The organism is Phytohabitans sp. LJ34 (assembly GCF_052068095.1).
In the GTDB taxonomy this organism is placed as follows: Bacteria; Actinomycetota; Actinomycetes; order Mycobacteriales; family Micromonosporaceae; genus Phytohabitans.
In genome coordinates this window covers 87,893-113,262 of record NZ_JBQHDG010000020.1, presented here as the reverse complement: position 1 = coordinate 113,262, position 25,370 = coordinate 87,893, and the positions used below count along the sequence as shown (strand labels likewise).

Genomic DNA, 25,370 nt, shown 5'->3' with positions numbered 1-25,370 from the left:
ACGCTTGCTCTGCTTCCCCACGGGAAGCCCCCCCGCCGGCGGCGGGCAGGCGAGGTTGCGAGCCGCGTGTGTGGGCGACCAGGGGCAGGGTTGGGTTGTGAACCGCGGAGGGTGAGGCCGCGGGAGCAGCGGTCCGGACCACGACGGACATCGCGGTAGCTCAAATCTCTATCTTGGAATTGACCCTCCACGACGCCTGCGGGTGAAGATGGGTCTGTCGCGCTTGGTTTCGGCATTTATACTCACCGTTAAGTGTCTCTCGGTGCCGGAGCGCTTCGCCCGGCAACGCCGGGGTTGGACCGGCCAAGCCCGGCTCGGAGGTGCGGTTGCTCTACTTCTTTCTCAGCTACGCCCGCGGAGACGAAGACGACCTGGTCCGGCAGTTCTACAACGATCTCAGCGTGGAAGTGCGGGTCCGCGCGGGCCTGCACAAAGACGCCGAGGTGGGCTTCATCGACGCCCGCATGAAGTCGGGGACGATTTGGTCGGCCGAGCTCGCGGACGCCCTTTCCCAATGCCGATCGTTCATCGCACTGTTGTCCCCCCGCTACTTTCTGAGCCGTCCCTGCGGCCAGGAGTGGCAGATCTTCTCCGATCGCGTGGCCCGCTACGTGGAAGAGATGGGCGTGGACCCCTCAGTCCTCAAGCCCCTGCTCTGGGTGCCCCTTCCACCCAGCAAGATGCATCCCGTCGCGGCCCGTATCCAGTTCTCCTCCGACCTGCTCGGCGACAACTGCGTGCGCCAGCTGATGCGGCTCCAGCGCCACCAGGACGCCTACCGGGAGTTCGTGTTCGAGCTCGCCGGCCAGATCGTCGACAGCGCCGAGGCACACCCGATCCCGGAAGGACACAGCTATCCCGACCTGGAAAGCGCGCCGAGCGTCTTCCACGCACCGGCCCCGAGCCGTCCCGAGTCGCTCAACGGATCCGAGGGGGCTGCCGCCCTCGACCCCCTCACCGTCCACTTTGTCGTCGCGGCGCTGACCCGGAGCAAGGCGCACTCCGTCCGCTCCGACCGCGCCGTGTACGGCGACCGCCCGCGCGACTGGGCGCCCTACCTACCCACACGGTCCAGCCCGCTCGCCGAGTACGCGTCGGCGATCGCGGAGAGCCGCAGCCTCGCCTCCCGGGTCGGCGACCTGGAGGAGCTGGCCGAGCGGGCCGAGGTGGCAAGCCAGCACAACCAGATCGTCGTGTTGCTGGTCGACGCCTGGGTGACCGAGCTGGAGGAGGCCACCCAGGCGCTCACGGCGTACAACACCCGCGAGACGCGCGACCGTGAGCCCACCACGGCCGTGCTGATCCCGCGCAGCCTCGACGACCGCGAGACAGTGGCGCACTGGCGTCGACTTTCCGAGGAGTGCCGGCGGATTTTCCGGCGCACCTCGGAGGATGACGAGCTCTACCGCTCCAACATCCCCACCTTCCAGGCGTTCGAGCAGGATCTGCCGGCTGTGCTGGAGGTGGCGGTCAACCGCATGTTCGTGAGTGGCCACATCCAGCGGCAGCCAGGCGGGGAGGTCAGTTCCGACCGCCCCATGCTCGACGCGCCATGAGGGAGCGCAGCGAGCGAATCAAAATTGCAGAGCGCTTGGAGCCTCGGGCCCGCCCGCAGCGCAGCGAGAACGGGTTTGAGCGAAGGGTTTCCAAAGGGGAGGGACGACCGTGACGGAGAGCAACGGCGGCACCATCGTCACGTTCTACTCGTACAAGGGTGGCACCGGCCGCACCATGGCCCTCGCCAACGTCGCGTGGATCCTGGCCAGCCAGGGCAAGCGCGTGCTCGCGGTCGACTGGGATCTGGAGTCGCCCGGGCTGCACAAGTATTACCACCCGTTCCTCCTGGACAAGCAGCTGCGCACCTCGCCCGGCGTGATCGACATGATCCGCGACTACGCGACCGCGATGATGCAGCCGATCCACGACTCGGAGACCACCGAGTGGCTGGAGTCGCACGCCGACGTCCTGCGCTACGCGGTCTCGCTCGACTGGCAGTTTCCCGGCCGGGGTTTCCTCGACTTCCTCCCGGCCGGCCAGCAGGACTCGTCGTACACGCGGGTGGTCAGCACGTTCGACTGGTCGGCGTTCTACGAGCGGATGGCCGGCAACACGTTCCTCGACGCGCTGCGCCGCAACATGCGGGAAAACTACGACTACGTGCTCATCGACAGCCGCACCGGCGTGAGCGACGGCGGCGGCATCTGCACGGTGCGCCTGCCCGACGTGGTCATCGACTGCTTCACGATGAACGCGCAGAGCATCGACGGCGCCCTGTCCGTGGCCAAGTCGATCGCCCGGCAGCGCACCGACCGCCCGGTGCGGCTGCTGCCCGTGCCGATGCGGGTCGAAGACTCCGAGCAGGGCAAGCTGGAGGCCGGGCGCGACTACGCCCGCCAGAGCTTCGCGCCGTTCCTCAGCCGGCAGTCGCCCGAAGACGTCAACGAGTACTGGGGCGACGTCGAGATCCCGTACAAGCCGTTCTACGCGTACGAGGAGATCCTGTCCGCGTTCGGCGACCGGTCCCGCCAGGAAAACTCGCTGCTGGCGGCGTACGAGCGGCTGGCCAAGGTGGTCACCGAAGGCGACGTGGAGCAGATGACGCCGCTCGACGAGCGGGTGCGCCGGCGGTGGCTGGCCGCGTTCGAGCGGCGCCGCACGGCGGGCACCTCCGACGTGTTCATCAGCTACGCGGCCGTCGACCGGATGTGGGCGGAGTGGATCAGCGGCGAGCTCGACGACGCCGGCCTGCGGGTCGCGATGCGCGAGGTCGACTTCCCGGCCGACTCCGACGCCGGCGGCGACGTGGCCGCGCTGCTCACCGACGCGACCCGGGCGATCGTGCTGCTCTCCCAGGATTACGTCCAGTCGCCCAACGCGGCCGAGCTGTGGAAGCTCCTGGCCAGCCGCGACCCGGTGAGCGGCACGCCCTTCCTCGTGCCGGTGCGGCTCGACAACGTGCGCGTCGGGCCGCCGTTCCACGACCGGGTGCCGGTCGACCTCGCAGGGCTCACCGAGCAGCGGGCCACCGAGGTGCTGCTGGAGGCGCTCGACCAGCCGGTCTACCCGCGCCCGGCGGCCCCGGCCCAGGAGGAGGGCGCCACGCCGCGGCGACGCTTCCCCGCGCTGGAGCCACCACTGTGGAGCGTCCCGCAACGCAACGGCACGTTCACCGGCCGGCGCCGCACGCTGGAGGCCCTGCGCAACCGCCTCTCCGCCACAGGCACCGCGGTGGTGCCGCAGGCGCTGCACGGTCTCGGCGGCGTGGGCAAGACACAGATCGCCTTGGAGTACGCACACCGTTTCCGCGCCGACTACGACGTGGTGTGGTGGGTCTCCGCACAGCAGACGAGCGTCGTCCGCTCCTCCCTGGCCGCCCTCGCCGAGCAGCTCGGACTGCCCACCGGCGACAACGTCAGCGAGCGGGTGCGCGCCGGCCTGGAGGCGCTGCGCCAGGGCCGGCCACACCGGCGGTGGCTGCTCGTCTTCGACAACGCCGACGACCCGGCCCAGCTCCGCGACTACCTGCCGCAGGGCCCCGGCCACGTGATCATCACGACCCGCGACCAGGCCTGGGCCCGCGAGGCACACGTCGTCGAGGTCGGCGTCTTCACCCGCGAGGAGAGCGTCGCCTTCCTCCACCGGCGGATCCCGCACCTGGCCGACGCCGACGCCCAGCTCGTCGCGGAGCGGCTCGGCGACCTCCCGCTCGCCATCGAGCAGGCCGGCGCCTGGCTGGCCGCCACCGCGATGCCGGTCTCGCACTACCTGGAGCTGCTGGAGACCCAGCCGCTGCGGATGCTCGAAGAGGAGCTGCCACCTGACTACCAGGCCAGCTCCGCCCAGCCCTGGCTGGTGTCGCTCGACAGCCTCCGCGGGCGCAGCCCCGCCGCCGCCAAGCTCCTGGAGATCTGCGCGTTCTTCGCGCCCGAGCCGATCCCGGTCTCGCTGGTCTACAGTGACCGGTTCATCGAGGCGCTGCTGCCGTTCGACCCGGCGCTGCGCGAGCGCATGCTGATGGGCCGCGCCATGCGCGAGATCAGCCGGTACGCCCTGGCCCGCATCGACTCCGGCCGCCCCGGCCCCACATCCTCGGTACGCCGCCGGATCGCCGACCGCGGCGACGACGGGGGCGGCCAGAGCATCCAGCTCCACCGGCTGATGCAGACCATCATCCGGGCCACGCTCACCCCGGAGCAGCGGGCGGAAAACCTGCACCAGGTACACGAGATCCTGGCCGCCGCCAACCCGGGCGACGCCGACAACGCCGAGTACTGGCCGCTCTACGCCGACCTGTGGCCGCACCTGCTCCCCTCCGGCGTGCTCGACTCCGACTCGCCACATGTCCGGCAGCTCGTCCTCGACGTGGGCCGCTACCTGTGGAAGATCTCCGACTACCCCACCGCGCAGGCGTTCGCGGAGCAGGCGATCGCGCAGTGGGAGCGCGAGCACGGCCCGGACGACCAGTCCACGCTGATGATGCGATACAACCTGGCCTGCGCGCTGCGCCTCCAGGCCGACTACACCGCGGCGTACGCCATCGACGACGACGTCTACAACCGGCTGACCCGCACGGCCGGCGAAGACCACCCGTACACGCTGATGGCCGGCGGCGGCCTGGCGGCCGACCTGCGCGCGCTCGGCCAGGTAAAGCGGGCCCGCGACCTCGACGAGCAGATCGAGTCCCGGTGGCGGGAGGCCTTCGGCGAGGAGCACCCGCGCACACTCACCGCCGGCCACAACCTGGCCATCTCGCTGCGCCTCGTCGGCGACCTGCGGGCCGCGCTGATCCTCCAGGAGCGCACGCTCCAGCGCCGGCGGGCCGTACACGGCGAGATGCACCCGTGGACGCTCTACTCGGCCGGCAACTACGGGCGCGACCTCCGCGACACCGGCGACCTGCGCGAGTCGCGGCGGGTGCTGGAGACCGCGCTCAACGGCCACCGCCGGGTGCTCGGCGAAGACCACCCCGAGTCACTGCGCGCGGCGAAAAACTTCGCGGTGACGCTCCGCAAGCTCGGCGAGTTCGAGCAGGCGTACGCGTTGAGCACCGACACGCTGGCCCGCTCGCTGCGCGTGCACGGGCCGCAGCATCCCGACTCGCTGGCCTGCGCGATGAACCTCGCCTGCGACGAGTCGGCCCTCGGCCAGGACCTGAGCGCCCGCCGCCGGGCCACACCGGTGTACGAGTGGTACCGCTCGTCGATGGGCGAAGACCACGCGTTCACGCTGGCGTACGGCAACAACCTGGCCATCTTCATGCGCAAGGCCGGCGACGTCGCGGCCGCCCGCGAGCTCACCCGCAATGTGGTCGAACGCTTCACGGCGACCGTCGGACCCGACCACCCGTACACGCTGGCCGCCGCGGTCAACCTCGGCGACGAACTCTTCCAGTCCGGCGACTTCAGCGGCGCGCGGGCCAGCGACGAGCAGGCCTACCCACGCATCCGCGAGGTGCTCGGCGCCGAACACCCGGACACCCTGGCCGCCGGCAGCAACCTGGCGATCAGCCGCCGCGCCGACGGCGACCGCACAGGCGCCAACGCGCTGATGGAGTCGCTGCACGGCAGCTACCGCCGCGTGCTGGGCGACGACCACCCCAACACCATCGCGGCGGCCAACTGGTCCCGCCTGAGCTGCGACCTCGAACCCCCACCCACCTAGAGACCTTTCGGAGTCGGGGTAACTTCGACCGCTGAATCCCTTATTCAGACAGAGATTTGAGCTACCGCGACGTCCGTCGTGGTCCGGACCGCGGGCATCCGGCGGAGCCGCACTGCTGCGCTCAGCCGCGGCGTGTGGCGACGGCTCGGCTGCGTCGGCGGTATTCGCTGGGCGTCAGTCCGACGAGGGTCCGGAAGCGGCGGGCGAAGTACGTCGGGTCGTCCCAGCCGACGGCGACGCCGATCTGGGCGGCGGACAGGGTGGAGTTTGCCAGTAACGTCGCGGCGCGCTCGGCCCGCACCCGGGCGAGGAAACCCATGGGCGTCAATCCGATGTGCTGTGTGAAGAGGCGGCCGAGGTATGCGGGGTCCAGGTTGACGGCCCTGGCGAGATCGTCCAGTCGCCATTGCCGAGCGGGTGTCGCCTCCAGCCGGGCGGCGGTCGCCGCGACGGCGGGGTGGACGGTCGACTCAGCGCTCGTGGCTTCGGGCCTACGGCCGTCGGCGAGGATGCCCAGGACCGTGACCAGCCGGCCCAAGAGGCGGCCGGGCCTCGCTCCCGCGCCCGCGAGGTCCCGTTCGAGCTGGCCGATCTGCGCGATGGCTTCCTCGGCGGCGGTCTGATCGACGGTGACTGTCGCGACGCCCTGAGCGCCGGACGCCGTCGGCTCGATCCACAGCATCCGTCGCAAGATCCGGATGTCGTGGATCCCAGCCAGGTCGGTGCGGAGGGCGTGGGCGGAGAGGCAGCAGTTGGCGACGGTCAGGTCGACGCAGTCCCGAAATCCGTGCCAGGCGCCGGGGCGCAGCACGACGACCTCGCCCGGCCGCAACTCGTGCTCGCCCTTGCTTGTCACGTGCCGGCCGCGACCGCTCCCGATCACGGCGATCTCGACGAAGTCGTGCGCGTGCGACTCGACGTCCGCGCCCAGGTGGTGGACGCCGCCCCAGATCGGCCCCCGGGCGAACAGCTCGTGCTCGTGCAGGGTCCGCAGCTCATGCGCGGTGTGGGGCATGTCGGGATCGTACGACTACTGGCAGGGATCGGCCTAGCCCGCGACGGCACACCCCGACGAGACTTGGAGGCATGACAAACCAATCCAGTGAAAGCGATGTCGGCGCCGACGGCCGGGTGCCGGACGCACTCGTGGCGGCGTATAGGGAATCCGGTTTCGTTCGAGTGCGTGGGGTGCTCGATCCGGATCAGGTCGAGCGCTTTCGGGCCAGCGCCGAGGCGTTCCTGACGGCGCACCGCGCGGAGAGTCTGGAAAAGCAAGGGGCCTTCAGCCAGCTCGTCAACGTATGGCAGCGCGACGACGACCTGCGCGCGCTCACCTTCGACTCGCGGCTCGGCCGGATCGCCGAGCAGCTCGCCGGGTTTCCGTTGCGGCTCTGGCACGATCAGATGCTGGTCAAGGAGCCGCACAACAACGTCGCCACCGAGTTTCACCAGGACCGTCCGTACTGGCCACACGCCGGCGACCGGCTCCCGCTGTCGGCGTGGATAGCACTCGTCGACGTGCCGCCCGAGCGCGGCTGCATGACCTTCCTGCCCGGCACCCAGCATCGCACCGGCCTGCGCCCGCAGGACCTCCATCACGAGGAGGATCTCTTCGCCTTGGACCCCTCGCTACGCTGGGTCCCCCGCGTGACCGTGCCGTTGCGGGCCGGCGACTGCACTTTCCACAGCGGCTACACCGGTCACATGGCCCTGCCCAACCGCACCGACCTGGCCCGGCTCGCGCACGTCGTCATCTACATGGACGCGGCGGCGACCTACAGCGGCACCGCCCATGTCGTCACCGACCCGCTCGGCCTCACACCGGGTCAGCGGCTGGACGGCGACTCGTTCCCCCGCCCGTGGGCCGATCACGACTCCAGGTGATAGCGGAGCCAGCGCAGTTGGCGCCGTACGTGTACCGCCTCGCCACCCTCGTGGTGGTTGAACGGGTACGCGTAGAGCGCGCGGTCGTCCGCGCCGTACTGGTTGTAGGCGGCGTACACAGTGCTCGGTGGGCATACCGTGTCGCGCAGGCCCACACCGAAGTGAGCCGGCGCGTTGGCGCGGCGGGCGAAGGCGACACCGTCCACGTAGGACAGCGTGCGGCGGGCGGCCTCCTCGGCTTCGCGGTGCACGGCGAGGAACGTGACGATCTCTCCGTACGGTGCGGCGTCGGTCACGTCGATCGCGCGCTGGATGTGGCACATGAACGGCGCGGTGGTGAGCAACGCGGCCAGGTCGGGCACGAGCCCGGCCACCGCCAGCGCGAGGCCGCCGCCCTGGCTGTTACCGGCGACGGCCACCCGCGCCGGGTCTACGCCAGGCAGCGCGCGGATCGCCTCGACCGCGCGTACCGCGTCGGTGATGAGCCGGCGGTAGTAGTAGTCGTGCGGGTCGAGGATGCCGCGGGTGACCGGGCCCGGACCGCCGAGCGCGCCGTTGTGCGGATCCGGCGTGTCGCCGCCGGTGCCGTACTGCCCGCCCTGCCCGCGGGAGTCCATGAGCAGGTGTGCGTATCCGGCGGCCGGCCAGGTCAGCCGCTCGTGTGGCAGCCCGCGGCCGCGGCCGTAGCCCAGGTATTCGACGACGGCGGGGATCGGATCGTCCACACCGGCCGGTCGGGTGTACCACGCGCGGATCGGGTCACCGGCGTATCCGGCGAACGTGACGTCCCACGTGTCCACAAGCGACAGCTCGTTCTGATACGGCGTCACGTCGAGCAGGATCGGCTTGGCGGCCGCTGATTCCACTGTGGAGTGCCAGAAGGCGTCGAAGTCGAGCGGCTCGGCCACGTCCGGGGTGTACCGCTCCAGTTGCTCCAGGGGGAGGTCGAAGAGCGCCATCAGCCCACCGGCCCCGTGCTTTCCCGCACGATCAGCTCCGTCACGAGGTCGATCCGGGTGGTGGCCAGCTCCTCGCCGCGGGCCAGGTCGAGCAGCATCCGGGTCGCCGCGCCGGCCATGTCGCGCAGCGGCTGGTTGACGGTGGTGAGCGCCGGCCCGAGCCAGCTGGCCACCGGCAGGTTGTCGTAGCCGACCACGGAGAGGTCGCGGGGCACGTCGAGGCCGAGCTGCCGGGCCGCACGCATCACGCCCATGGCCTGGATGTCCGAACCGGCGAAGATGGCCGTCGGGCGATCCGGCCGCCGGAGCAGCTCCAGGCCGATGTCGTTGCCGCTGTACGCGGCGAAGTTGCCGAACCGCACGAGGGCGGGATCGACCGGTACGCCGGCCTCGTCGTGCGCGGAGCGGAAGCCGGCGACCCGAGCCTTGCTGCACAGCACGTCTTCCGGGCCGGAGATGACGGCGATCCGGCGGTGGCCCAGGTCCAGTAGGTGGCGGGCGGCGAGGAGGCCGCCGTTCCAGTTGTTGGAACCGACGGTCGGCACCGACGCGGACGTCGCGCTGTCGGTGTCGACGACGACGAACGGGATCCGCTGGCGCTGTAGCTGCCGCTGCTGTGCCTGGCCGAGGTGGCAGAGCACCAGGAGCACGCCGAGCGGGCGCCGGGCGTACACGGTGTCGAGCCACTGCTGCGACGGGCTGTGCGCGCCGTCGAGCTGGGAGAGCACGATGTCGACCTTGGCGGCGGCAGTCACCGTCTCGACGCCCTTGATGATCTCGATGGCCCACGCCGTGTCGAACCGGTGGAAGACGAGGTCGATCTGGGAGGTGCTGGACTGCCGGTTGGTGCGGCGGCGGTAGCTGTGGCGCTCCAGGCTCTCCTCGACGCGCGCGCGGGTCTCGGGCGCGACGTCCGAACGGCCGTTGAGGACCTTGGACACGGTCGTGACGGAGACGCCGACCTCGCCGGCGATGGTCGCGATCGTGGTGGAGCCGGGCCTGGCGACCGGACGTGGAACGGTCATCGAAAACTCACGCAGCCTACTCGGAAGTTTCGGCAGACTCCGCCGTGGGCGACCCGGCCCTGGCCAGCCTCGCCAAAGCCGGGGACAGTCACGCCCAGGCATGACCCACAGGACCATACACCAAGTTGACCATTGCAATCGAGCCTCTTGACATCGATCGGCGGCGACGCCTAAGTTGCCGCCATATGTAACGGAGTTGTTGCGGAAACTTTCGAGTGTGCGAGCCCGGGGGCGGCATGACGAGTCAGGTACCGGTCGATACGGAGCTCGCGCCCGAGGCCACGCGGTGGCGCGACGCGAAGCTGTCACCGGCCGAGCGCGCCGGCGCACTCCTGCCGCACATGACGCTGGAGGAGAAGATCGCCCAGCTCGTTGGCGTCTGGGTGGGAGCCGACGCCGACGGCGGCGGGGTCGCGCCGCACCAGGCCGACATGACGGGCGACGCGCCGTGGAGCGAGATGATCCGGCACGGGCTGGGGCAGCTCACCCGGCCGTTCGGCACCGCGCCGGTCGACCCGGTGCTCGGCGCCCGCTCGCTGGCGGTCTCCCAGGCCGAGATCGTGGCCAACAGCCGCTTCGGCATCCCGGCGCAGGTGCACGAGGAATGCCTGACCGGCTTCGCCACCTGGCGCGCGACCGCGTACCCGACGCCGCTGAGCTGGGGCGCCGCCTTCGACCCCGACCTCGTCGAGGAGATGGCCGGGCACATCGGCCGGTCGATGCGGGCCGCCGGCGTACACCAGGGGCTGGCACCCGTGGTGGACGTGACCCGCGACTACCGGTGGGGCCGCACCGAGGAGACCATCGGCGAAGACCCGTACCTGGTGGGCACCATCGGCGCCGCGTACGTGCGAGGCCTCGAGAAGGCCGGCGTCGTCGCCACCCTCAAGCACTTCGCGGGCTATTCGGCGTCCCGCGGCGGCCGCAACCACGGTCCCGTGCAGATGGGGCGGCGGGAGCTGGCCGACGTGGTGCTGCCGCCGTTCGAGATGGCGCTGCGGCTCGGCGGCGCCCGCTCGGTGATGAACTCGTACGCCGAGATCGACGGCCTCCCGGTCGCGGCCGACGAGACGTTGCTGACCGGCCTGCTCCGCGACGAGTGGGGCTTCACCGGCACGGTCGTCTCGGACTACTTCGCGGTGCGGTTCCTACAGACGCTGCACGCCGTGGCCGCCGACGCGGTACACGCCGCCACGCTCGCCCTGCGCGCCGGGATCGACGTCGAGCTGCCGACGGTCGACGCGTTCGGCCCGGCGCTGGTCGAGGCCGTCCGCGCGGGCGTGGTCGACGAGGCGCTGATCGACCGCGCCGCGTACCGGGTGCTGACCCAGAAGGCCGAGCTGGGGCTGCTCGACGAGGGGTGGCGGCCGCTGCCCGAGGGCGCCGACGACCTGAGCTTCGACGACGAGACCGGCCGGGACATCGCGCTGCGCCTGGCCCGCCAGTCGATCGTGCTGGTGCGCAACGAAGGCGGCGTGCTGCCGCTCGCGCCCGGCGCGCGGGTGGCGCTGGTCGGCCCCGTCGCGGACGACCCACTCGCCATGCTCGGCTGCTACGCGTTTCCGACCCACGTCGGCGTGAAACACCCGGACCATGAGGTCGGCGTGGAGATCCCTACGCTGCGCGAGGCGCTCGGCCGTCTGGTCCCGGGCCTCGTGTACGAGCCCGGTTGCGAGATCACCGGCGACGACACCTCCGGTATCGCGGTCGCGGCCGCCGCGGCGGCGGAGAGCGACGTCTGCGTGGTCGCCGTCGGCGACCGGGCCGGGCTCTTCGGCCGGGGCACGTCGGGCGAGGGCTGCGACGCCGCCGACCTACGCCTGCCGGGCGTCCAGGCCGATCTGGTGCACGCGGTGCTGACCACCGGCAAGCCGGTCGTGCTCGTGCTGCTCACCGGCCGGCCGTACGCGATCGGCGAAGAGTTCGACGCCGCCGCCGGCATCGTGCAGGCGTTCTTCCCCGGGCAGCGGGGCGGGCAGGCACTCGCCGAGGTACTCACCGGCGCGGTCAGCCCGTCCGGGCGGCTGCCGGTCAGCATCCCCCGCGACTCGGGCGGCCTGCCCACCACCTATCTAGCGCCGCCGCTGGGCCGCCGCAACCAGGTGTCCTCTGTGGACCCGACGCCGGCGTTCGCGTTCGGGCACGGGCTCAGCTACACGGCGTTCGAGTGGTGCGACGCGGCCGGCGACACCGAGTGGCCCGTCGACGGCGACGCCACGGTGCAGGTCACGGTCCGCAACACCGGCTCGCGGGCCGGCACCGAGGTGGTCCAGCTCTACCTGCACGACGCGGTCGCCCAGATCACCCGGCCGGTGGTCCGCCTCGTCGGGTACACGCGGGTGCCACTGGAGCCGGGTGAGACGGCGCGGGTGACGTTTACCGTGCCCGCCGACGTCGCCGCCTTCACCGGGGTGCATGGCCGCCGCGTCGTCGAGCCCGGCGACGTGGAGCTCCGCTTCGGCCGGTCGGCCGGCGACACGGTGGCCGAGCTGTCGCTGCGCCTCGCCGGTGCCGAGCGCGAGGTCGGCCACGAGCGCCGATTTCTGGCCCAGGTGCGCGTGGACCGCGCCGTGCCGGTCAAGCAAGCCGTTCGGGAGGGACACGGCGGGGAGGGCACCGCATGAGTACTCCGAAAACTCTAGATCCACCACCGACGACACTGGCGGAGCCGACGCTCCCACCGATAGCCCGCAAGGTCCGCAAGGGCCGGTACCCGTGGCGCCGCGCGATACGCCGGGACTGGCAGCTCTACTCGCTCGCGCTCCTTCCGCTGCTGTTCTTCGTGATCTTCCGGTACCTGCCGATGGTCGGCAACGTGATCGCCTTCCGGCGCTTCCGGCCCGGCGGCGGCATCTTCGGCGAGTACTGGGTCGGCCTCCGGTACGTGAAGATGTTCCTGAGCGATCCGACCTTCTGGGACGTCTTCACCAACACGCTGATCCTCGGCGGCCTGACCTTGCTGGTCTGTTTCCCGCTGCCGATCGTGCTCGCGCTGCTGCTCAACGAGGTGCGCACCCGATACCTCAAGCGGTTCGTCCAGTCGGTGTCGTACCTGCCGCACTTCCTGTCGATCGTGATCGTGGCCGGCATGATCCTCCAGATGGTGTCCGTCGACGGCGTGGTCAACCAGCTCGTCAACGCGCTCGGCGGCGAACCCGCCGCGTTCATCCAGAAACCCGAGTGGTTCCGCACCATCTACGTCTCGTCGGAGGCGTGGCAGACCGTCGGCTGGGGCACGATCCTCTACCTCGCCGCGTTCACCACCATCGACCAGGATCTGTACGAGGCGGCGCGGATCGACGGCGCCAACCGGTGGCGCCAGACCTGGCACGTGACGTTGCCCGGCATCCGGCCGACGATGATGACACTGCTGATCCTCAACATCGGCACGTTCATGGCGGTCGGCTTCGAGAAGATCCTGCTGATCTACAACCCGCTCACCTACGAGACCGCGGACGTCATCTCCACGTACGTGTACCGCGTCGGCATCGTCTCCGGCAACCTCAGCTACGCCGCGGCGATCGGGCTCTTCGAGGCGATCATCGGGCTGACGCTCGTGCTGTCGGCGAACTACATCTCCCGCCGCGCTGTGGGGGCGAGCCTGTGGTAACCATCGACGCGATCCGGCGCCCGATCCGGCGGAAGAAGGGCATCCGGCCCAGCCGCGGCTACCGCGCGTTCATGGTGGTCAACGCGATCATCCTGACCGGCGTGGTAATCGTGACGCTCTACCCCTTCATCAACATCGTGGCCCGTTCGATGAGCGACCAGGCGTACATCATCAGCGGTCAGGTGAACCTCCTCCCGAAGGGGTTCAACCTCTCGGCGTACGACCACGTGATGTCCGACCCGATGTTCTGGAGGAACTACCGCAACACCGTCTTCTACACGACGGTCGCGACGGCCGTCGCCCTGGTCCTGACCACCACCTACGCCTACGTCCTGTCCAAGAAGCACCTCAAGGGCCGCACGTTCCTGATCACCATCGCGGTCTTCACCATGTTCTTCAACGGCGGCCTGATCCCCAACTACATCCTGGTCACCAGCCTGGGTCTGAAGAACTCGGTCTGGGCCATCGCCCTGCCGAACGCCATCAGTGTCTTCAACCTCCTGGTCATGAAGGCGTTCTTCGAAAGCCTGCCGACTGATCTGGAGGAGGCCGCGGCCGTCGACGGCCTCAACACATACGGGATCCTGTTCCGGATCGTGCTGCCGCTGTCGAAGGCGATCGTCGCGACGATGGTGCTTTTCTACGCGGTCTCCTTCTGGAACTCCTGGTTTTCCGCGTTCCTCTACATGGACCGGCAGGAGCTCTTCCCGGTCACGGTGTATCTCCGCAACCTCATCGCGGGCTCGACCGGCTCCGAGATGGCCGGCGCCATCGCCGAACAGGACGAAGCGCAGGTCGACGCCACGATCAAGTCCGTGACCATCGTGCTCACCACTCTGCCCATCCTCACGGTCTATCCCTTCATCCAGCGGTACTTCGTCTCCGGCATCATGCTCGGCGCCGTGAAGGGCTAGCCCCGAAAGCCTTACGTCCCACCCCGAGATACTCATCCTCCTGAAAGGACGGTGCGATGTTCCTACTATCCCGGCGTCGCGTGGTGGCCGCCACGGCCAGCGCGCTCGCTCTCACGCTGGGCCTCGCCGCCTGCGGTGACGACAGCGACCCGGCCGAGGAGCTCTCCGCGAACCGGTCCGGCGCGATGGAGAACTTCAAGGTCGGCGAGCAGTTCAAGGCGACCGAGCCGGTGAAGTTCTCGATCCTCCTCCTCAACAACGCGAACTACCCGGTCAAGCCCGACTGGCTCTTCTGGCAGGAGCTGGAGAAGCGGACCAACGTCACGTTCGATCAGGTCGCGGTGCCGGGAAGCGACTACGAGCAGAAGCGCAGCGTGCTTATCAGCGCCGGCGACGCCCCGCTGATCATCCCGAAGACGTACCACCCGTCGGAGAACGCGTTCGTCTCCTCCGGCGCGATCCTGCCGGTCAGCGACTACATCGATCTCATGCCCAACTACAAGGACAAGATCGCGAAGTGGAACCTCGGGCCGGAGATCGACGGTCTCCGTCAGGCGGATGGCAAGTACTACCTGCTGCCCGGCGTGCACGAGAAGGCGTGGCAGGACTACTCCCTTGTCGTCCGCACCGACATCCTCCAGGAGCTCGGCCTACAGGAGCCGAAGACCTGGGACGAGGTCTACACGATGCTCAAGGCCATGAAGGCGAAGTACCCGAACGTCTACCCGATGACCGACCGGTACAGCCAGCCCCGCCCGACCGGCAACCTGTACAACATCCTCGGCTCGTCCTACGGCGCTCCGGGCGGCTGGGGCTTCGAGCACGCGAGGTGGGACGCATCCGCCGGCAAGTTCTTCTACACCGCCGCCAGCGACAAGTGGAAGGAGTGGGTCACCTTCCTCAACAAGCTCGTGTCGGAGAAGCTGCTCGACCCGGAGAGCTTCACCCAGACCGACGACCAGGCGCGCTCGAAGATCGCCACCGACAAGTCGTTCGTGATCACTGGTAACGCGCAGGCTCTCGTGAACGACTACCGGGCGGATCTCTCGAAGAACCCCAAGGCACAGATGAAGAAGATCCCGCTGCCGGTCGGGCCGGCCGGTGAGGTCAACCCCGCCAGCCGCCTGGAGAACGGCGTCATGATCTCCACGAAGGCCAAGGACAACAAGAACTTCGTGGCCATGATGCAGCTCATCGACTGGCTGTTCTACTCGGACGCCGGTCAGGAGTTCGCCAAGCTGGGCGTCGAGGGCGTGACCTACACCAAGGACGCCTCGGGCAAGCCGCAGATCGTCGACAGCGTCAACGTCGTCGGCCTGCACCCCAAGGCGCCCAAGCACCTCCAGAAGGACTTCGGCTTCTACAACGGCGTGTTCGCCTACGGCGGCAAGCCCGAGCTGGTGCAGGCGTTCTTCTCGCCGGAGGAGCAGGAGTACCAGAAGGTGCTGAACGCCCGTCCGGCGGCGCCGTGGGTGGTGCCACCGCCGGCCCCGTTCAACGACGAGGAGCGCGAGCAGGCGACGCTGTGGGAGACCGCGCTGCGCGACTACATCGAGCAGCAGACCCTGCGCTTCATCCTCGGCCAGCGGCCCCTCACCGAGTGGGACAAGTACCTGACCGAGCTGAAGAGCAAGAACATGGACCAGTACATGGAGCTTCAGCAGAAGGCGTACGAACGCTACAAGAAGGAACACGGCTGACCGTGCGGGTCTCCGTACCGAAAGACTCGACCGGCCGGTTGTCCGGCGCTTGGCGCCACTGCGTCGGCACCGGCCGGTTCGAGCTCGCCCTCCGCCGCGACTACCAGGACTCGCTGGCGCTGGTCCAGCGCGAGATCGGCTTTCGCCACATCCGGGGGCACGGCCTGCTCAGTGACGGCGTCGGCGTCTACCGGCCGTTCGAGCACCGGGGCGCCCGCCGCGTGCACCACGCGTTCACCTACGTCGACCAGGTCGTCGACGCCTACCTCGAACTCGGCGTCAAGCCGTTCCTGGAGCTCGGCTTCATGCCCGCCGAGCTGGCCTCCGGCGAGCAGACCGTCTTCTGGTGGGACGGCAACGTCACGCCGCCGCGCTCCTGGCCCGAGTGGGCCGACCTGGTCCGCGCGACCATCTCCCACCTCGTCGACCGCTACGGGCTCGACGAGGTGCGCGGCTGGCCGATCGAGGTGTGGAACGAGCCCAACCTCAAGGAGTTCTGGGCCGGCGCCGACCAGGACGCCTACCACCGCCTGTACGAGCTGACCGCGCACACCGTCAAGGAGGTCGACGCCGGGCTCCAGGTCGGCGGCCCGGCCCTCGCCCCCGACGCCGGTGACTGGCTGCTCCGCTTCGCCGACTTCGTCGCCGCACGCGACGTGCCCATCGACTTCGTCAGCCAGCACGCGTACACCTCCGGACCGGCCCAGCACGTGCCGTTCGGCACGTACCAGCGGCTGGCTCCGTCGAGCCGCCTGCTGGAACAGTTCGCCCGGCCGGGACGCAAGCTGCGCGGCACCGCACTGGCCGGCCTGCCGGTGCACATCACCGAGTTCAACTCGTCCTACCGGCCGGACAACCCGGTGCACGACACCGCGTTCAACGCCGCCTACCTCGCCCCGGTGCTGGCCGCCGGCGGTGACCTGGTGGACTCCTTCTCGTACTGGACGTTCAGCGACGTGTTCGAGGAGGTGGGTGTGCCGACCGCACTGTTGCACGGCGGCTTCGGGCTGCTCGCCCACCGCCAGGTCAAAAAGCCGACGTACCACCTGTACGCGTTCATGGCGCGCATGGGCGAGCTGCTCCTGACCCGCGGCCTCGACCACCTCGTCACCCGGGACGCCACCGGCCGCGTGACGGTGCTGGCGTGGGCACCCGTGGACGTCACCGACCTCGGCACCGCGCCCGCCGGACACACGGTCAGCTTGTCGATCCCGCTCGACCCTCCACAAGGGACTGCGTTCGCGCTGCGCTCGTCGGTCAGCGACGAGGCGGGCAACGCCTGGGCGGCGTGGTCCGCGATGGGCCGCCCGCGCTCCCCCGACCGCCGGCAGCTCGACGCGCTGCGCGAGCTGGCCGAGCCGGCCCGCCGCCATCAGGCGCTGCCGATCGTGGGCGGGCGCGTCGACCTCGACCTCACCCTCGACCGCCACGAGGTGACGCTGGTGGAGATCACCGCCGTCACCGACGAGACCCCGCCGTGGTGGGACGACGACCGGCTACTGGGCACCGGGGAGGAAGAAGGATGAGCGAGCTCGCTGGAGCCAAACGTCACTTCGGCAACGGCCCCCTGTCGCAGGGCGCCGCGTTCATTTACACGCTGCTCGTCGTCGAGCTGCTCATCCTGCTCACCACCCTGCCGGGGTTGGTGCCGCTCCTCCTGCTCGCCGCGGACCGGTCCAACATCCCGCTCTTCGCCGCGTGTGCGATCCCGCTCGGCCCGGCCCTGTCCGCCGCCCTGTACGCGCTGCGCAACCGCAGCGACGACCTCACCGAGCTGCACCCGGCGGCGGCGTTCTGGCGCGGATACCGGCTCAACTTCCTGGGCAGCCTCCGGATCTGGGTGCCCTGCCTGGTCTGGCTGACTCTCATCGGCATGAGCCTGGCCAACTTCGGCGCCGCGGGCGTGCCCGGGTGGTGGGCCGGCCTGCTCGTCGCGATCGGGATCGTGGTGACCCTCTGGCTCGGCAACGCCCTGGTGATCACCTCGCTGTTCTCGTTTCGGACCATCGACATCGCCCGGCTCGCGCTGCTCTTCATCGCCCGCACGCCGGGAGTGACGCTCGGCAACGCCTGCCTGCTGGTGCTGACCGGCCTTCTCACCGCGGCCACCTCCGAGGCCGTGGTCGCGCTGTTGGGTTCGGTCTTCGCGCTCGTGCTGCTGTTAACCTCCCGACCGATGATCAACAAGATCACGGAGGAGTTCACCGCATGAGCGCCCTGCCCGCTACGTCGAAGGTGCCGTACGGCGGGGACTACAACCCCGAGCAGTGGCCCGAGCAGGTGTGGAAGCAGGACTACGAGCTCTTCGACACGGCCCGGATCGACACGGTCACGCTCGGCGTCTTCATCTGGGCACAGAGCCAGCCGGCCCCCGACGTGTACGACTTCACCACGCTCGACCGGATCGTCGGGCGGGCCGCCGCCGAAGGCCGGCAGATCTGCCTCGCCACCGGCACCGGCGCGCTCCCGCCCTGGCTGGCCAAGGCCCACCCGGAGGTCAACCGCACCGACTTCGACGGGCGGCGCCACCGGTACGGGCAGCGGCACAACGCCTGCCCCAGCTCGCCCGTCTTCCGCCGCCTCTCGGCGGAGATGGCGCGCCGCGTCGCCGAGCGGTACGCCGGCAACCCGGCCGTCATCGCCTGGCACGTCGGCAACGAGTACGGCGGCGCTTGCTACTGCGACCTGTGCGCGGCCGGATTCCGCGACTGGCTGCGGGCGCGTTACTCCACTTTGGACCGGCTGAACGCCGCCTGGAACACCACGTTCTGGTCGCACACGTTCACCGACTGGGACGAGGTCGAGCCGCCGTCCGCGCTGACCGAGCACTGGCGCGGGCCCGGCCACACCGCGTTCCAAGGCATCACGCTCGACTACCTACGGTTCATGTCCGACGCCATGCTCGCCAACTTCCGCGACGAGAAGGCCGCGATCCGCGAGTCCGACCCGGACACCCCGGTCACCACCAACTTCATGGGCATGTTCCGGCCGATCGACTATCACCGCTGGGCGGAGCACCTCGACTTCGCCTCGTGGGACAACTATCCGCCGGACGACACGTCGCAGGCGCGGATGGCGCTCACCCACGACCTGATGCGCGGGCTCAAGGACGGCCAGCCGTTCTGGCTGATGGAGCAGACGCCGAGCTACACCGCCTCCCGCGACGTCAACCCGCTCAAGCGGCCCGGACTCATGCGGCTGTGGAGCTGGCAGGCGGTGGCGCACGGTGCCGACGCGGTGCTGTTCTTCCAGATGCGCGCGTCCCGGGGCGCCTGCGAGAAGTACCACGGCGCGGTCATCGGCCACGGCAGCCGGTCGGACACCCGGGTCTTCCGCGAGGTCGCCGAGCTCGGCGCGGAGCTCGACCGGCTGGGCGGCGTCACGCTCGGCGCACGTACGCCGGCCCGGGTCGCCCTGCTCTTCGACTGGGACAGCTGGTGGGCGCTGGAGCTCTCCGACGGGCCCTCCCGCCTGGTCCGGTACCAGCAGGTCGTGCTCACGTACCACAAGGCGCTGTGGGATGCCGGCACCGACGTCGACGTGGTGCCGGTGACCGCCGACCTGTCCCGCTACGACGTGGTGATCGCGCCGGCCCTGCACATGGTCAAGGGCGACCTGGCGGAGCGGCTGGAGCAGGTGGCCAGCCGCGGTGGCTCGGTGGTGACCACGTTCCTGTCCGCGCGGGTCGACGAGGACGACAACGCGTTCCTCATGGACGTGCCGGGACCGCTGGGTCCGCTGATGGGCGTGCGCGTCGACGAGTGGGACGCGCGCGGCCCCGAGTTCGTCAACCCGGTGCGCTTCGACAACGGCCCGGTCGTCGACGCGCGGCTCCTCTTCGAGCTGGTGATCCCGCAGGGCGCGGACGTGGTCGGCACCTACGAGGCCGACTTCTACGCCGGCACGCCCGCCGTGACCCGCAACGTGTTCGGCGCGGGCTACGGCTGGTACGTGGCCGCCGGGCTGGACCAGGCCGGCGTCTCGTGGGTGGTCCGGCAGGTGCTCGACTGGCACAACCTGAGCGGCCCGTACCCGGACGTGCCAGACCTGGAGACCGCGGTGCGGGTCACCCGCGACGGCACGCACCTGCTCTTCCTGCTCAACCACAACACCGAGCCGGTCGAGGTGGTGGCCCGGGCGGGCGGCGTCGACCTGCTCACCGGCGCACGGGTCCACATCGGACAGGTGATCCGGCTGGACCCGCGCGGCGTGATGGTGCTGCGTCAGTAGATGCGGCGGCCCTTCGCGTCGGGCACCCCGGACTTGCGGTAGAAGTACGTGTTGACCTGGTCGCGCCACTCCGCCGCCGAACGCACCTGCTCGTCGAGGCGCTCGCGGACGCGCGTGTCGAGGCCGGCGTCCACCTGACCGGCGAGCCGCTCCCAGAGCCGCCGCATCTCGACGGTCCGCTCGGCCCCGGCGAAGTGCGTGTCGTAGATGTGCTGGATCACCGTCGAGCCGTTCCGCAGCACGTGCCCGTACGGCACGTGGTGGAAGAAGAGCAGCAGCTCGTCGGGGCACCGCTCCAGCGACTCGTACACGTCCGACCACGGCTCGGGGTACTGCCCGGTGAAGCCGGTGCCGGTCGCCCGGGTGCGGTCGACGCCCACGCCGTCGCGATCGGCGAAGTGGTACGTGCCCCAGGGCGTGTACTCGTATCCGTCGACGTCCGGGCCGTAGTGGTGACCCGGCCGCACCATGAACCCGACGCCCAGCGGCGCCGTGTACGACTCGTAGGTACGCCAGGAGTCGTCGAGGATCGCGTGCAGCGCCTCCCGGTCGACCTCCGTCCCGAGCGTCACGTCGATCCATTCGTCCAGGATGGACACCGGGTCGAGCGCCGGATCCCAGGCGAGGCGGCCGAAGGCGTACAGGTTTGCCTGTGCGAGCGGGTGACCGGTCCAAAATGGATCGTCGCCGACATTCGAGACCGCGACGACCTCCTTGGCGAGCCCGGCGACATCCGCCGCCTCGGTCAGCGGGAAGCCGAGTATCGCGCTCCACATCGGACCGAGGTAGCACGCGTGCCGCTGCTGTCCGGTGTACTCCTGCGTGACCTGAAGCTCGACCGCCACGGCGGTGGCGGGCATCGCGGCGATGACCGGCGATATGGGCTCGCGGGTCTGGAAGTCGATCGGGCCGTACTTGACCTGGAGGATCGCGTTGTCGCGGAACTGGCCGTCGAGCGGCGCGAAGTGGTCGTACGCGGCGCGTGCCCGGTCGGTGGAGCGGTCTCGCCAGTCCTGCCGATGGTTGTAGACGAACGCTCGCCAGTGCACGACGCCGCCGAAGGGCGCCAGGGCGTCAGCGAGGGCGTTCGCGCCGTCCCCGTGGCTGCGCCCGTACCCGAACGGGCCGGGCTGGCCCTCGGAGTCGGCCTTGACGACGTAGCCGCCGAAGTCGGGGATCGCCTCGTACACCCGGCGGGTGGCCTCCGCCCACCAGGCGCGCACACCCTCGTCGAGCGGGTCGGCGGTGGGCAGCCCGCCGAGGATGACCGGTGCGGCGAAGTTGACCGAGAGGTGCACCCGGATCCCGTACGGCCGCAGCACGTCGGCGATCGCCGCGACGTCACCGAGGCGCTCGGTGAGCAGCTTCGCCTCGGTCGCGTGGACGTTGACGTTGTTGACGGAGATGGCGTTGATTCCGACAGCGGCCAGCAGTCGCGCGTAGGCCCGCACCCGGGCCAGGTCACGCGCCGCGCCGGCCCGCCAGAAGATCGAGCCGCCCGAGTAGCCGCGCTCCACCTGGCCCATCACCGGGTGCACGTCGACGTGGTCCCAGTGGTCGAGCATCCGTCGCCGCATCGCCGGCACATGCCGCTCCACGGGCCGGTCGCCGGTGAACGCCGCCTCGCCCAGCCGCACGACGTGGAAGAAGCCGTAGAGCAGGCCGGCCGGCGCGTCGGCCAGCACCGTGGTCACGCCATCGCGCCGGGAGAGGGCGAACCCCTCGTCACCCAGCGAGCCCACCTCGCCGGCAAAGCCGAGGACCAGCTCCGCGTCCTCCGCGATGGTGGCTCCGGCGCGGGTCACCTCCGCCCGCACCGTCTCGACCAGCGGGCCGGTGCCCGCCACCCGCACCTGGCGCGCGGCTATCGCCCGGAACGCCTCCGGCGGCAGCCAGGCCGGGTGCACGCCGTCGAGGTCATCGGTGCTCACGGATACCTCCCCGATCAGACTGTTCCGTAAATTTACCGGAAGCGTCTCGCGGCGCGGAGAGGCGCTGAACTGTTCCCGTCAAACGGCCGTTCTAGTTGTCATGCGGACGTTGACGGCCCAGGTAGAGCCCGCCTCGACCGCGCCGGCACCGGTGCGGGAGCCCAGCAGGCCGCCGAGGCTCGCCCGCACGCGCCGGGTCGTGAGGCATGCCGTCACCGTGCTGGCCTGGCTACTGGTGGTGGGTGCGCTCCTGCTCCCGAACGAGCTGGCCAAGGTCAGCCCGTGGACGTTCCTCCGGATCCCGGTCGAGGCCGTACTCGGCGTGGCGGTGCTGCTCGCCCTGCCGCCCCGGCCGCGCCGGGTGGTGGCGGTCGCCGGCGGCGCGGGCCTCGGCCTCGTCACGATCCTGAAGGTCGTCGACATCGGCTTCTACTCGGTGCTCGACCGGCCCTTCGACCCGATCTTCGACGTCAGCCTCTTCGACCCCGCGGTGGTCTTCCTCACCCAGGCGATCGGCAAGGCCGGCGCGATCGCCGCGGTCGTCGGTGCGGTGCTCCTGGTCATCGCCGTGGTCGTGCTGATGATCCTGTCGGTGCTGCGGGCGACCCGCCAGGTGGTGACGCACCGGCAGACCGCCACGCGCACCGCCGCCGCGCTGGCTCTCGCGTGGTTCGTCTGCGCCGCGCTGGGCGCGCACGTGGTCTCCGACGCGCCGGTCGCCGCCAGCGACACCGCCGGCCTCATGCGCGGACACGCGGCCCAGATCCGGGCGAGCCTGCGCGACCAGGAGGCCTTCGAGGCGGAGGCGGCGGTCGACGCGTTCCGGAACACGCCCGGCGACCAGCTGCTGACCGCGCTGCGCGGCAAGGACGTGCTGCTCACGTTCATCGAGAGCTACGGCCGCGACGCGATCGAGGACCCGCTGTACGCGCCGAGGGTCGACGCGGTGCTCGCCGACGGCGCCCGCCGCCTCACCGCTGCCGGCTTCGACTCGCGCAGCGCGTTCCTCACCTCGTCGACGGCGGGCGGGGGCAGCTGGCTGGCGCACGCGACGCTCAACTCCGGCCTCTGGATCAACAACCAAAAGCGGTACCGCTCGCTGGTCTCCAGCGACCGCCTCACGCTCAGCAGCGCCTTCCGGCGGGCCGACTGGCGCACGGTCGGCATGATGCCGGGCGTCACGCAGGCCTGGCCGGAGGGGCGCTTCTACGGGTACGACCAGGTCTACGACGCCAAGAACGTCGGCTACCAGGGGCCGCCGTTCGCCCTGGCGACGATGCCCGACCAGTACACGCTCTCGGCGTTCCAGCGGCTGGAGTACGGCCGGGCCGAGCGCGGGCCGCTGTTCGCCGAGATGCCGCTCACCTCGAGCCACGCGCCGTGGGCGCCGCTGCCCCACATGATCGACTGGAACGACGTCGGCGACGGCTCGGTCTACGGCCCCATCCACGACGCCGCCGAACCCTCGGACAAGGTGTGGGGCGACACCGACCGCACCCGCGCCGCCTACGGCCAGTCCCTCGAGTACTCGCTCACCGCGCTCACCCAGTGGGTCGAACGCTACGGCAACGACAACCTGGTGCTGATCTTCCTCGGCGACCACCAGCCGGCACCGCTGCTCACCGGCGGCGGCGCCACCCGCGACGTTCCCATCACGATCGTCACCCGCGACCAGGCGGTGCTGGACCGGATCGCGGGCTGGCGCTGGAGCGAGGGCCTCCAGCCCGCCCCGAAGGCACCGGTCTGGCGGATGGACACGTTCCGCGACAAGTTCCTGAGCACGTTCAGCACGCCCCGCTGACATGTGGCGGTTGTCGCGCCGGCTGGCCGCCGTCGTGGTCAGCCTGGCCGCGCTGGTCGGCGTGGCCCGGCTCGTCGTGCCGGTCACGGCCGGCACGTCCGACGAGCCATTCGGGGTACGCCGCCAGCTGGCGTTCCTCCGCGCGGAGCTGGCTGGTGGCGCGGGCGAGCGGGCGCAGGAGCTGTTTCCCGAGGGGTACTACTTCGCGCACGTGCTGTACGGGCTGAGCTGGGTCGAACTCGGCCACCGCGGCCCGGCCGGCGGGCGGGCGGAGGCGGCACGGGAGGCGCGCTGGGCGCTGGCCCGGCTGGAGTCGCCGGCCGGCCGCGAGCCGTTCAGCCCTGGCCTCACGCCGGAGTACGGCGTCTTCTACCGCGGCTGGACCAACTGGCTGCGCGGCGGACTGATCACGCTGGACCGCGATCCCGCTGAGCTGCGCCGCTTCGCCGACGACTCGGCCGCGCTGGGTGCCGCGTTCGACGGTGCGGCTTCGCCGTACCTGACCGCCTACCCGGCACAGGCCTGGCCGGTCGACTCCACCGTGGCGGTCGCGTCACTGCGGCTGCACGACACGCTGCTGCCACCCCGCTTCGCCGGCACGGTGTCGCGCTGGCTCGCCGGCGTGCGCGAGCGCCTCGATCCGCGTACCGGCCTGATGCCGCACCGCGTCGACCCGGCGACCGGCGAGCCTCAGGAGGTGGCCCGAGGGACCTCGCAGAGCGTGATCCACCGCTTTCTGGTGGAGATCGACCCGGCCTTCGCGGCCGAGCAGTACCTGCGCTTCCGCGACCGGTACGTGGTGCGGCCGCTCGGCCTCGGGCCGGCCGTGCGGGAGTACCCGAAGGGCATGGACGGCCCCGGCGACGTCGACTCGGGACCGCTGCCGCTCGGCGTCAGCCTCTCCGCGACCGTCGTCACGATCGGCGCCGCCCAGGTGCACGGCGACGCCCGGCTCGCCGGCGCGCTGGCCAACTACGGCGAGGTGGCCGGCGCGCCGATCGACACGCCGCGCACCAAACGGTACGCGCTCGGCCTGCTCCCCATCGGCGACGCGTTTCTGGCCTGGTCGAAGACAGCCCGGCCGTGGGTCGCCGCCCCGCGAGACCCGCCTCCCGCCGGCATCCCCTGGTGGTGGGCGCTCCCCATGCTGTCGCTGCTGCTGGCGGTCGGCGTGTTGCCGTGGACGCCGCGGCTGGTTTCGCGGGCTCCAGGGCTCGTTACGTGGGCTTCGCGGCTCGTCGCGTGGGCTTCGGGGGTCATTTCGCGGGGAGGGTCTTCGCGTAGGCGAAGCCCCGGTCCACCCACTCCTTGAGGTCGGCGTCCAGCGCCAGCCGCGCCGGCTCCACCACGAGCCAGCCGGCCAGCTCGCGATCACGCATCACCATCGCGTCGACACCCGGCCGGGCCTGGAGGTCGCCGGACTCAGCCGGGTCGACGCGCACCATCAGCCCGCCCTTGCCCCGCACGACGACCGCCATGTTGCCGCGCGCGAGAAAGGCAAGCCCGCCGAACATGCGCTTCTCCACCACCGGCTCCCGCCCGACAAGCTCGCGGACCCGATTGGCAAGATCTTCGTCGTAGGCCATCCCGGCATCCTCGCAGAACGCGTGCCGCTGCACGGCCCGGACGACGCCGCCCTCGGACGGGGGCGTAGC

The 25,370-nt window shown here is 70.5% G+C and carries 17 protein-coding genes; 12 read left to right on the top strand and 5 right to left on the bottom strand.

Annotated elements, in window-relative coordinates; genetic code table 11:
* The first annotated feature begins 326 nt into the window (after positions 1-326).
* On the top strand, positions 327-1,556 hold the full coding sequence (locus tag ACTMTJ_RS31910; protein WP_441222357.1) for a TIR-like protein FxsC: 1,230 nt from the start codon (positions 327-329) through the stop codon (positions 1,554-1,556).
* Between the two features lie 109 nt (positions 1,557-1,665).
* Positions 1,666-5,661, top strand: coding sequence for an FxSxx-COOH system tetratricopeptide repeat protein (fxsT, locus tag ACTMTJ_RS31905; RefSeq protein WP_441222356.1), 3,996 nt, complete (start codon positions 1,666-1,668; stop codon positions 5,659-5,661).
* Positions 5,662-5,782: 121 nt separating this feature from the next.
* Here fxsT and ACTMTJ_RS31900 read toward each other — a convergent pair whose 3' ends face one another.
* On the bottom strand, positions 5,783-6,676 hold the full coding sequence (locus ACTMTJ_RS31900; protein WP_441222355.1) for an AraC family transcriptional regulator: 894 nt from the start codon (positions 6,674-6,676) through the stop codon (positions 5,783-5,785).
* Positions 6,677-6,747: 71 nt separating this feature from the next.
* Between ACTMTJ_RS31900 and ACTMTJ_RS31895 the strand changes: the two genes are divergently transcribed.
* The gene (locus tag ACTMTJ_RS31895; RefSeq protein WP_441222354.1) at positions 6,748-7,545 is read left to right on the top strand and encodes a phytanoyl-CoA dioxygenase family protein; all 798 of its coding nucleotides are present in this window, start codon (positions 6,748-6,750) and stop codon (positions 7,543-7,545) included.
* Here ACTMTJ_RS31895 and ACTMTJ_RS31890 read toward each other — a convergent pair.
* Both ACTMTJ_RS31890 and ACTMTJ_RS31885 read right to left on the bottom strand, forming a co-directional pair.
* Entirely contained in the window at positions 7,530-8,504 is a 975-nt protein-coding gene (locus ACTMTJ_RS31890) for an acetylxylan esterase (protein ID WP_441222353.1), read from the bottom strand. The two genes, ACTMTJ_RS31895 and ACTMTJ_RS31890, sit on opposite strands and share 16 nt — an antisense overlap.
* Entirely contained in the window at positions 8,504-9,529 is a 1,026-nt protein-coding gene (locus ACTMTJ_RS31885; RefSeq protein ID WP_441222352.1) for a LacI family DNA-binding transcriptional regulator, read from the bottom strand. The genes ACTMTJ_RS31890 and ACTMTJ_RS31885 overlap by 1 nt, the downstream gene beginning before the upstream one ends.
* 236 nt (positions 9,530-9,765) lie before the next feature.
* On the opposite strand from ACTMTJ_RS31885, the gene ACTMTJ_RS31880 reads away from it, so the two are divergent.
* From ACTMTJ_RS31880 to ACTMTJ_RS31850, 7 genes are read left to right on the top strand one after another with little or no spacing between them, the layout of a single operon-like run.
* The gene (locus ACTMTJ_RS31880; protein WP_441222351.1) at positions 9,766-12,153 is read left to right on the top strand and encodes a glycoside hydrolase family 3 N-terminal domain-containing protein; all 2,388 of its coding nucleotides are present in this window, start codon (positions 9,766-9,768) and stop codon (positions 12,151-12,153) included.
* On the top strand, positions 12,150-13,139 hold the full coding sequence (locus ACTMTJ_RS31875) for an ABC transporter permease (RefSeq protein WP_441222350.1): 990 nt from the start codon (positions 12,150-12,152) through the stop codon (positions 13,137-13,139). Before ACTMTJ_RS31880 ends, ACTMTJ_RS31875 begins: the two co-directional genes overlap by 4 nt.
* Positions 13,133-14,053 carry a carbohydrate ABC transporter permease gene (locus tag ACTMTJ_RS31870; RefSeq protein WP_441222349.1) on the top strand — a complete coding sequence of 307 codons (921 nt, stop codon included), beginning with the start codon at positions 13,133-13,135 and terminating at the stop codon, positions 14,051-14,053. The genes ACTMTJ_RS31875 and ACTMTJ_RS31870 overlap by 7 nt, the downstream gene beginning before the upstream one ends.
* 56 nt (positions 14,054-14,109) lie before the next feature.
* A complete protein-coding gene (locus tag ACTMTJ_RS31865) occupies positions 14,110-15,753 on the top strand; it encodes an ABC transporter substrate-binding protein (protein WP_441222348.1) in 1,644 nt (547 codons plus the stop codon).
* A gap of 2 nt (positions 15,754-15,755) precedes the next feature.
* Complete coding sequence (locus ACTMTJ_RS31860; protein ID WP_441222347.1) at positions 15,756-17,279, top strand: GH39 family glycosyl hydrolase; 1,524 nt, start codon at positions 15,756-15,758, stop codon at positions 17,277-17,279.
* Complete coding sequence (locus ACTMTJ_RS31855) at positions 17,276-17,965, top strand: DUF624 domain-containing protein (RefSeq protein ID WP_441222346.1); 690 nt, start codon at positions 17,276-17,278, stop codon at positions 17,963-17,965. Before ACTMTJ_RS31860 ends, ACTMTJ_RS31855 begins: the two co-directional genes overlap by 4 nt.
* Complete coding sequence (locus ACTMTJ_RS31850; RefSeq protein WP_441222345.1) at positions 17,962-19,983, top strand: beta-galactosidase; 2,022 nt, start codon at positions 17,962-17,964, stop codon at positions 19,981-19,983. Before ACTMTJ_RS31855 ends, ACTMTJ_RS31850 begins: the two co-directional genes overlap by 4 nt.
* Here the strand turns inward: ACTMTJ_RS31850 and ACTMTJ_RS31845 are convergent.
* Positions 19,977-21,914 (bottom strand): alpha-glucuronidase, encoded by a 1,938-nt coding sequence (locus tag ACTMTJ_RS31845; RefSeq protein ID WP_441222344.1) that lies wholly within the window; start codon positions 21,912-21,914, stop codon positions 19,977-19,979. The two genes, ACTMTJ_RS31850 and ACTMTJ_RS31845, sit on opposite strands and share 7 nt — an antisense overlap.
* Before the next feature lie 100 nt (positions 21,915-22,014).
* Between ACTMTJ_RS31845 and ACTMTJ_RS31840 the strand changes: the two genes are divergently transcribed.
* Together ACTMTJ_RS31840 and ACTMTJ_RS31835 are read left to right on the top strand one after the other, a co-directional pair.
* Positions 22,015-23,715, top strand: a complete 1,701-nt coding sequence (locus ACTMTJ_RS31840; RefSeq protein WP_441222343.1) for a sulfatase — start codon at positions 22,015-22,017, stop codon at positions 23,713-23,715.
* Position 23,716: 1 nt separating this feature from the next.
* Entirely contained in the window at positions 23,717-25,027 is a 1,311-nt protein-coding gene (locus ACTMTJ_RS31835; RefSeq protein ID WP_441222342.1) for a hypothetical protein, read from the top strand.
* Here ACTMTJ_RS31835 and ACTMTJ_RS31830 read toward each other — a convergent pair.
* A complete protein-coding gene (locus ACTMTJ_RS31830) occupies positions 24,972-25,301 on the bottom strand; it encodes a TfoX/Sxy family protein (RefSeq protein ID WP_441222341.1) in 330 nt (109 codons plus the stop codon). The two genes, ACTMTJ_RS31835 and ACTMTJ_RS31830, sit on opposite strands and share 56 nt — an antisense overlap.
* Positions 25,302-25,370: the final 69 nt, after the last annotated feature.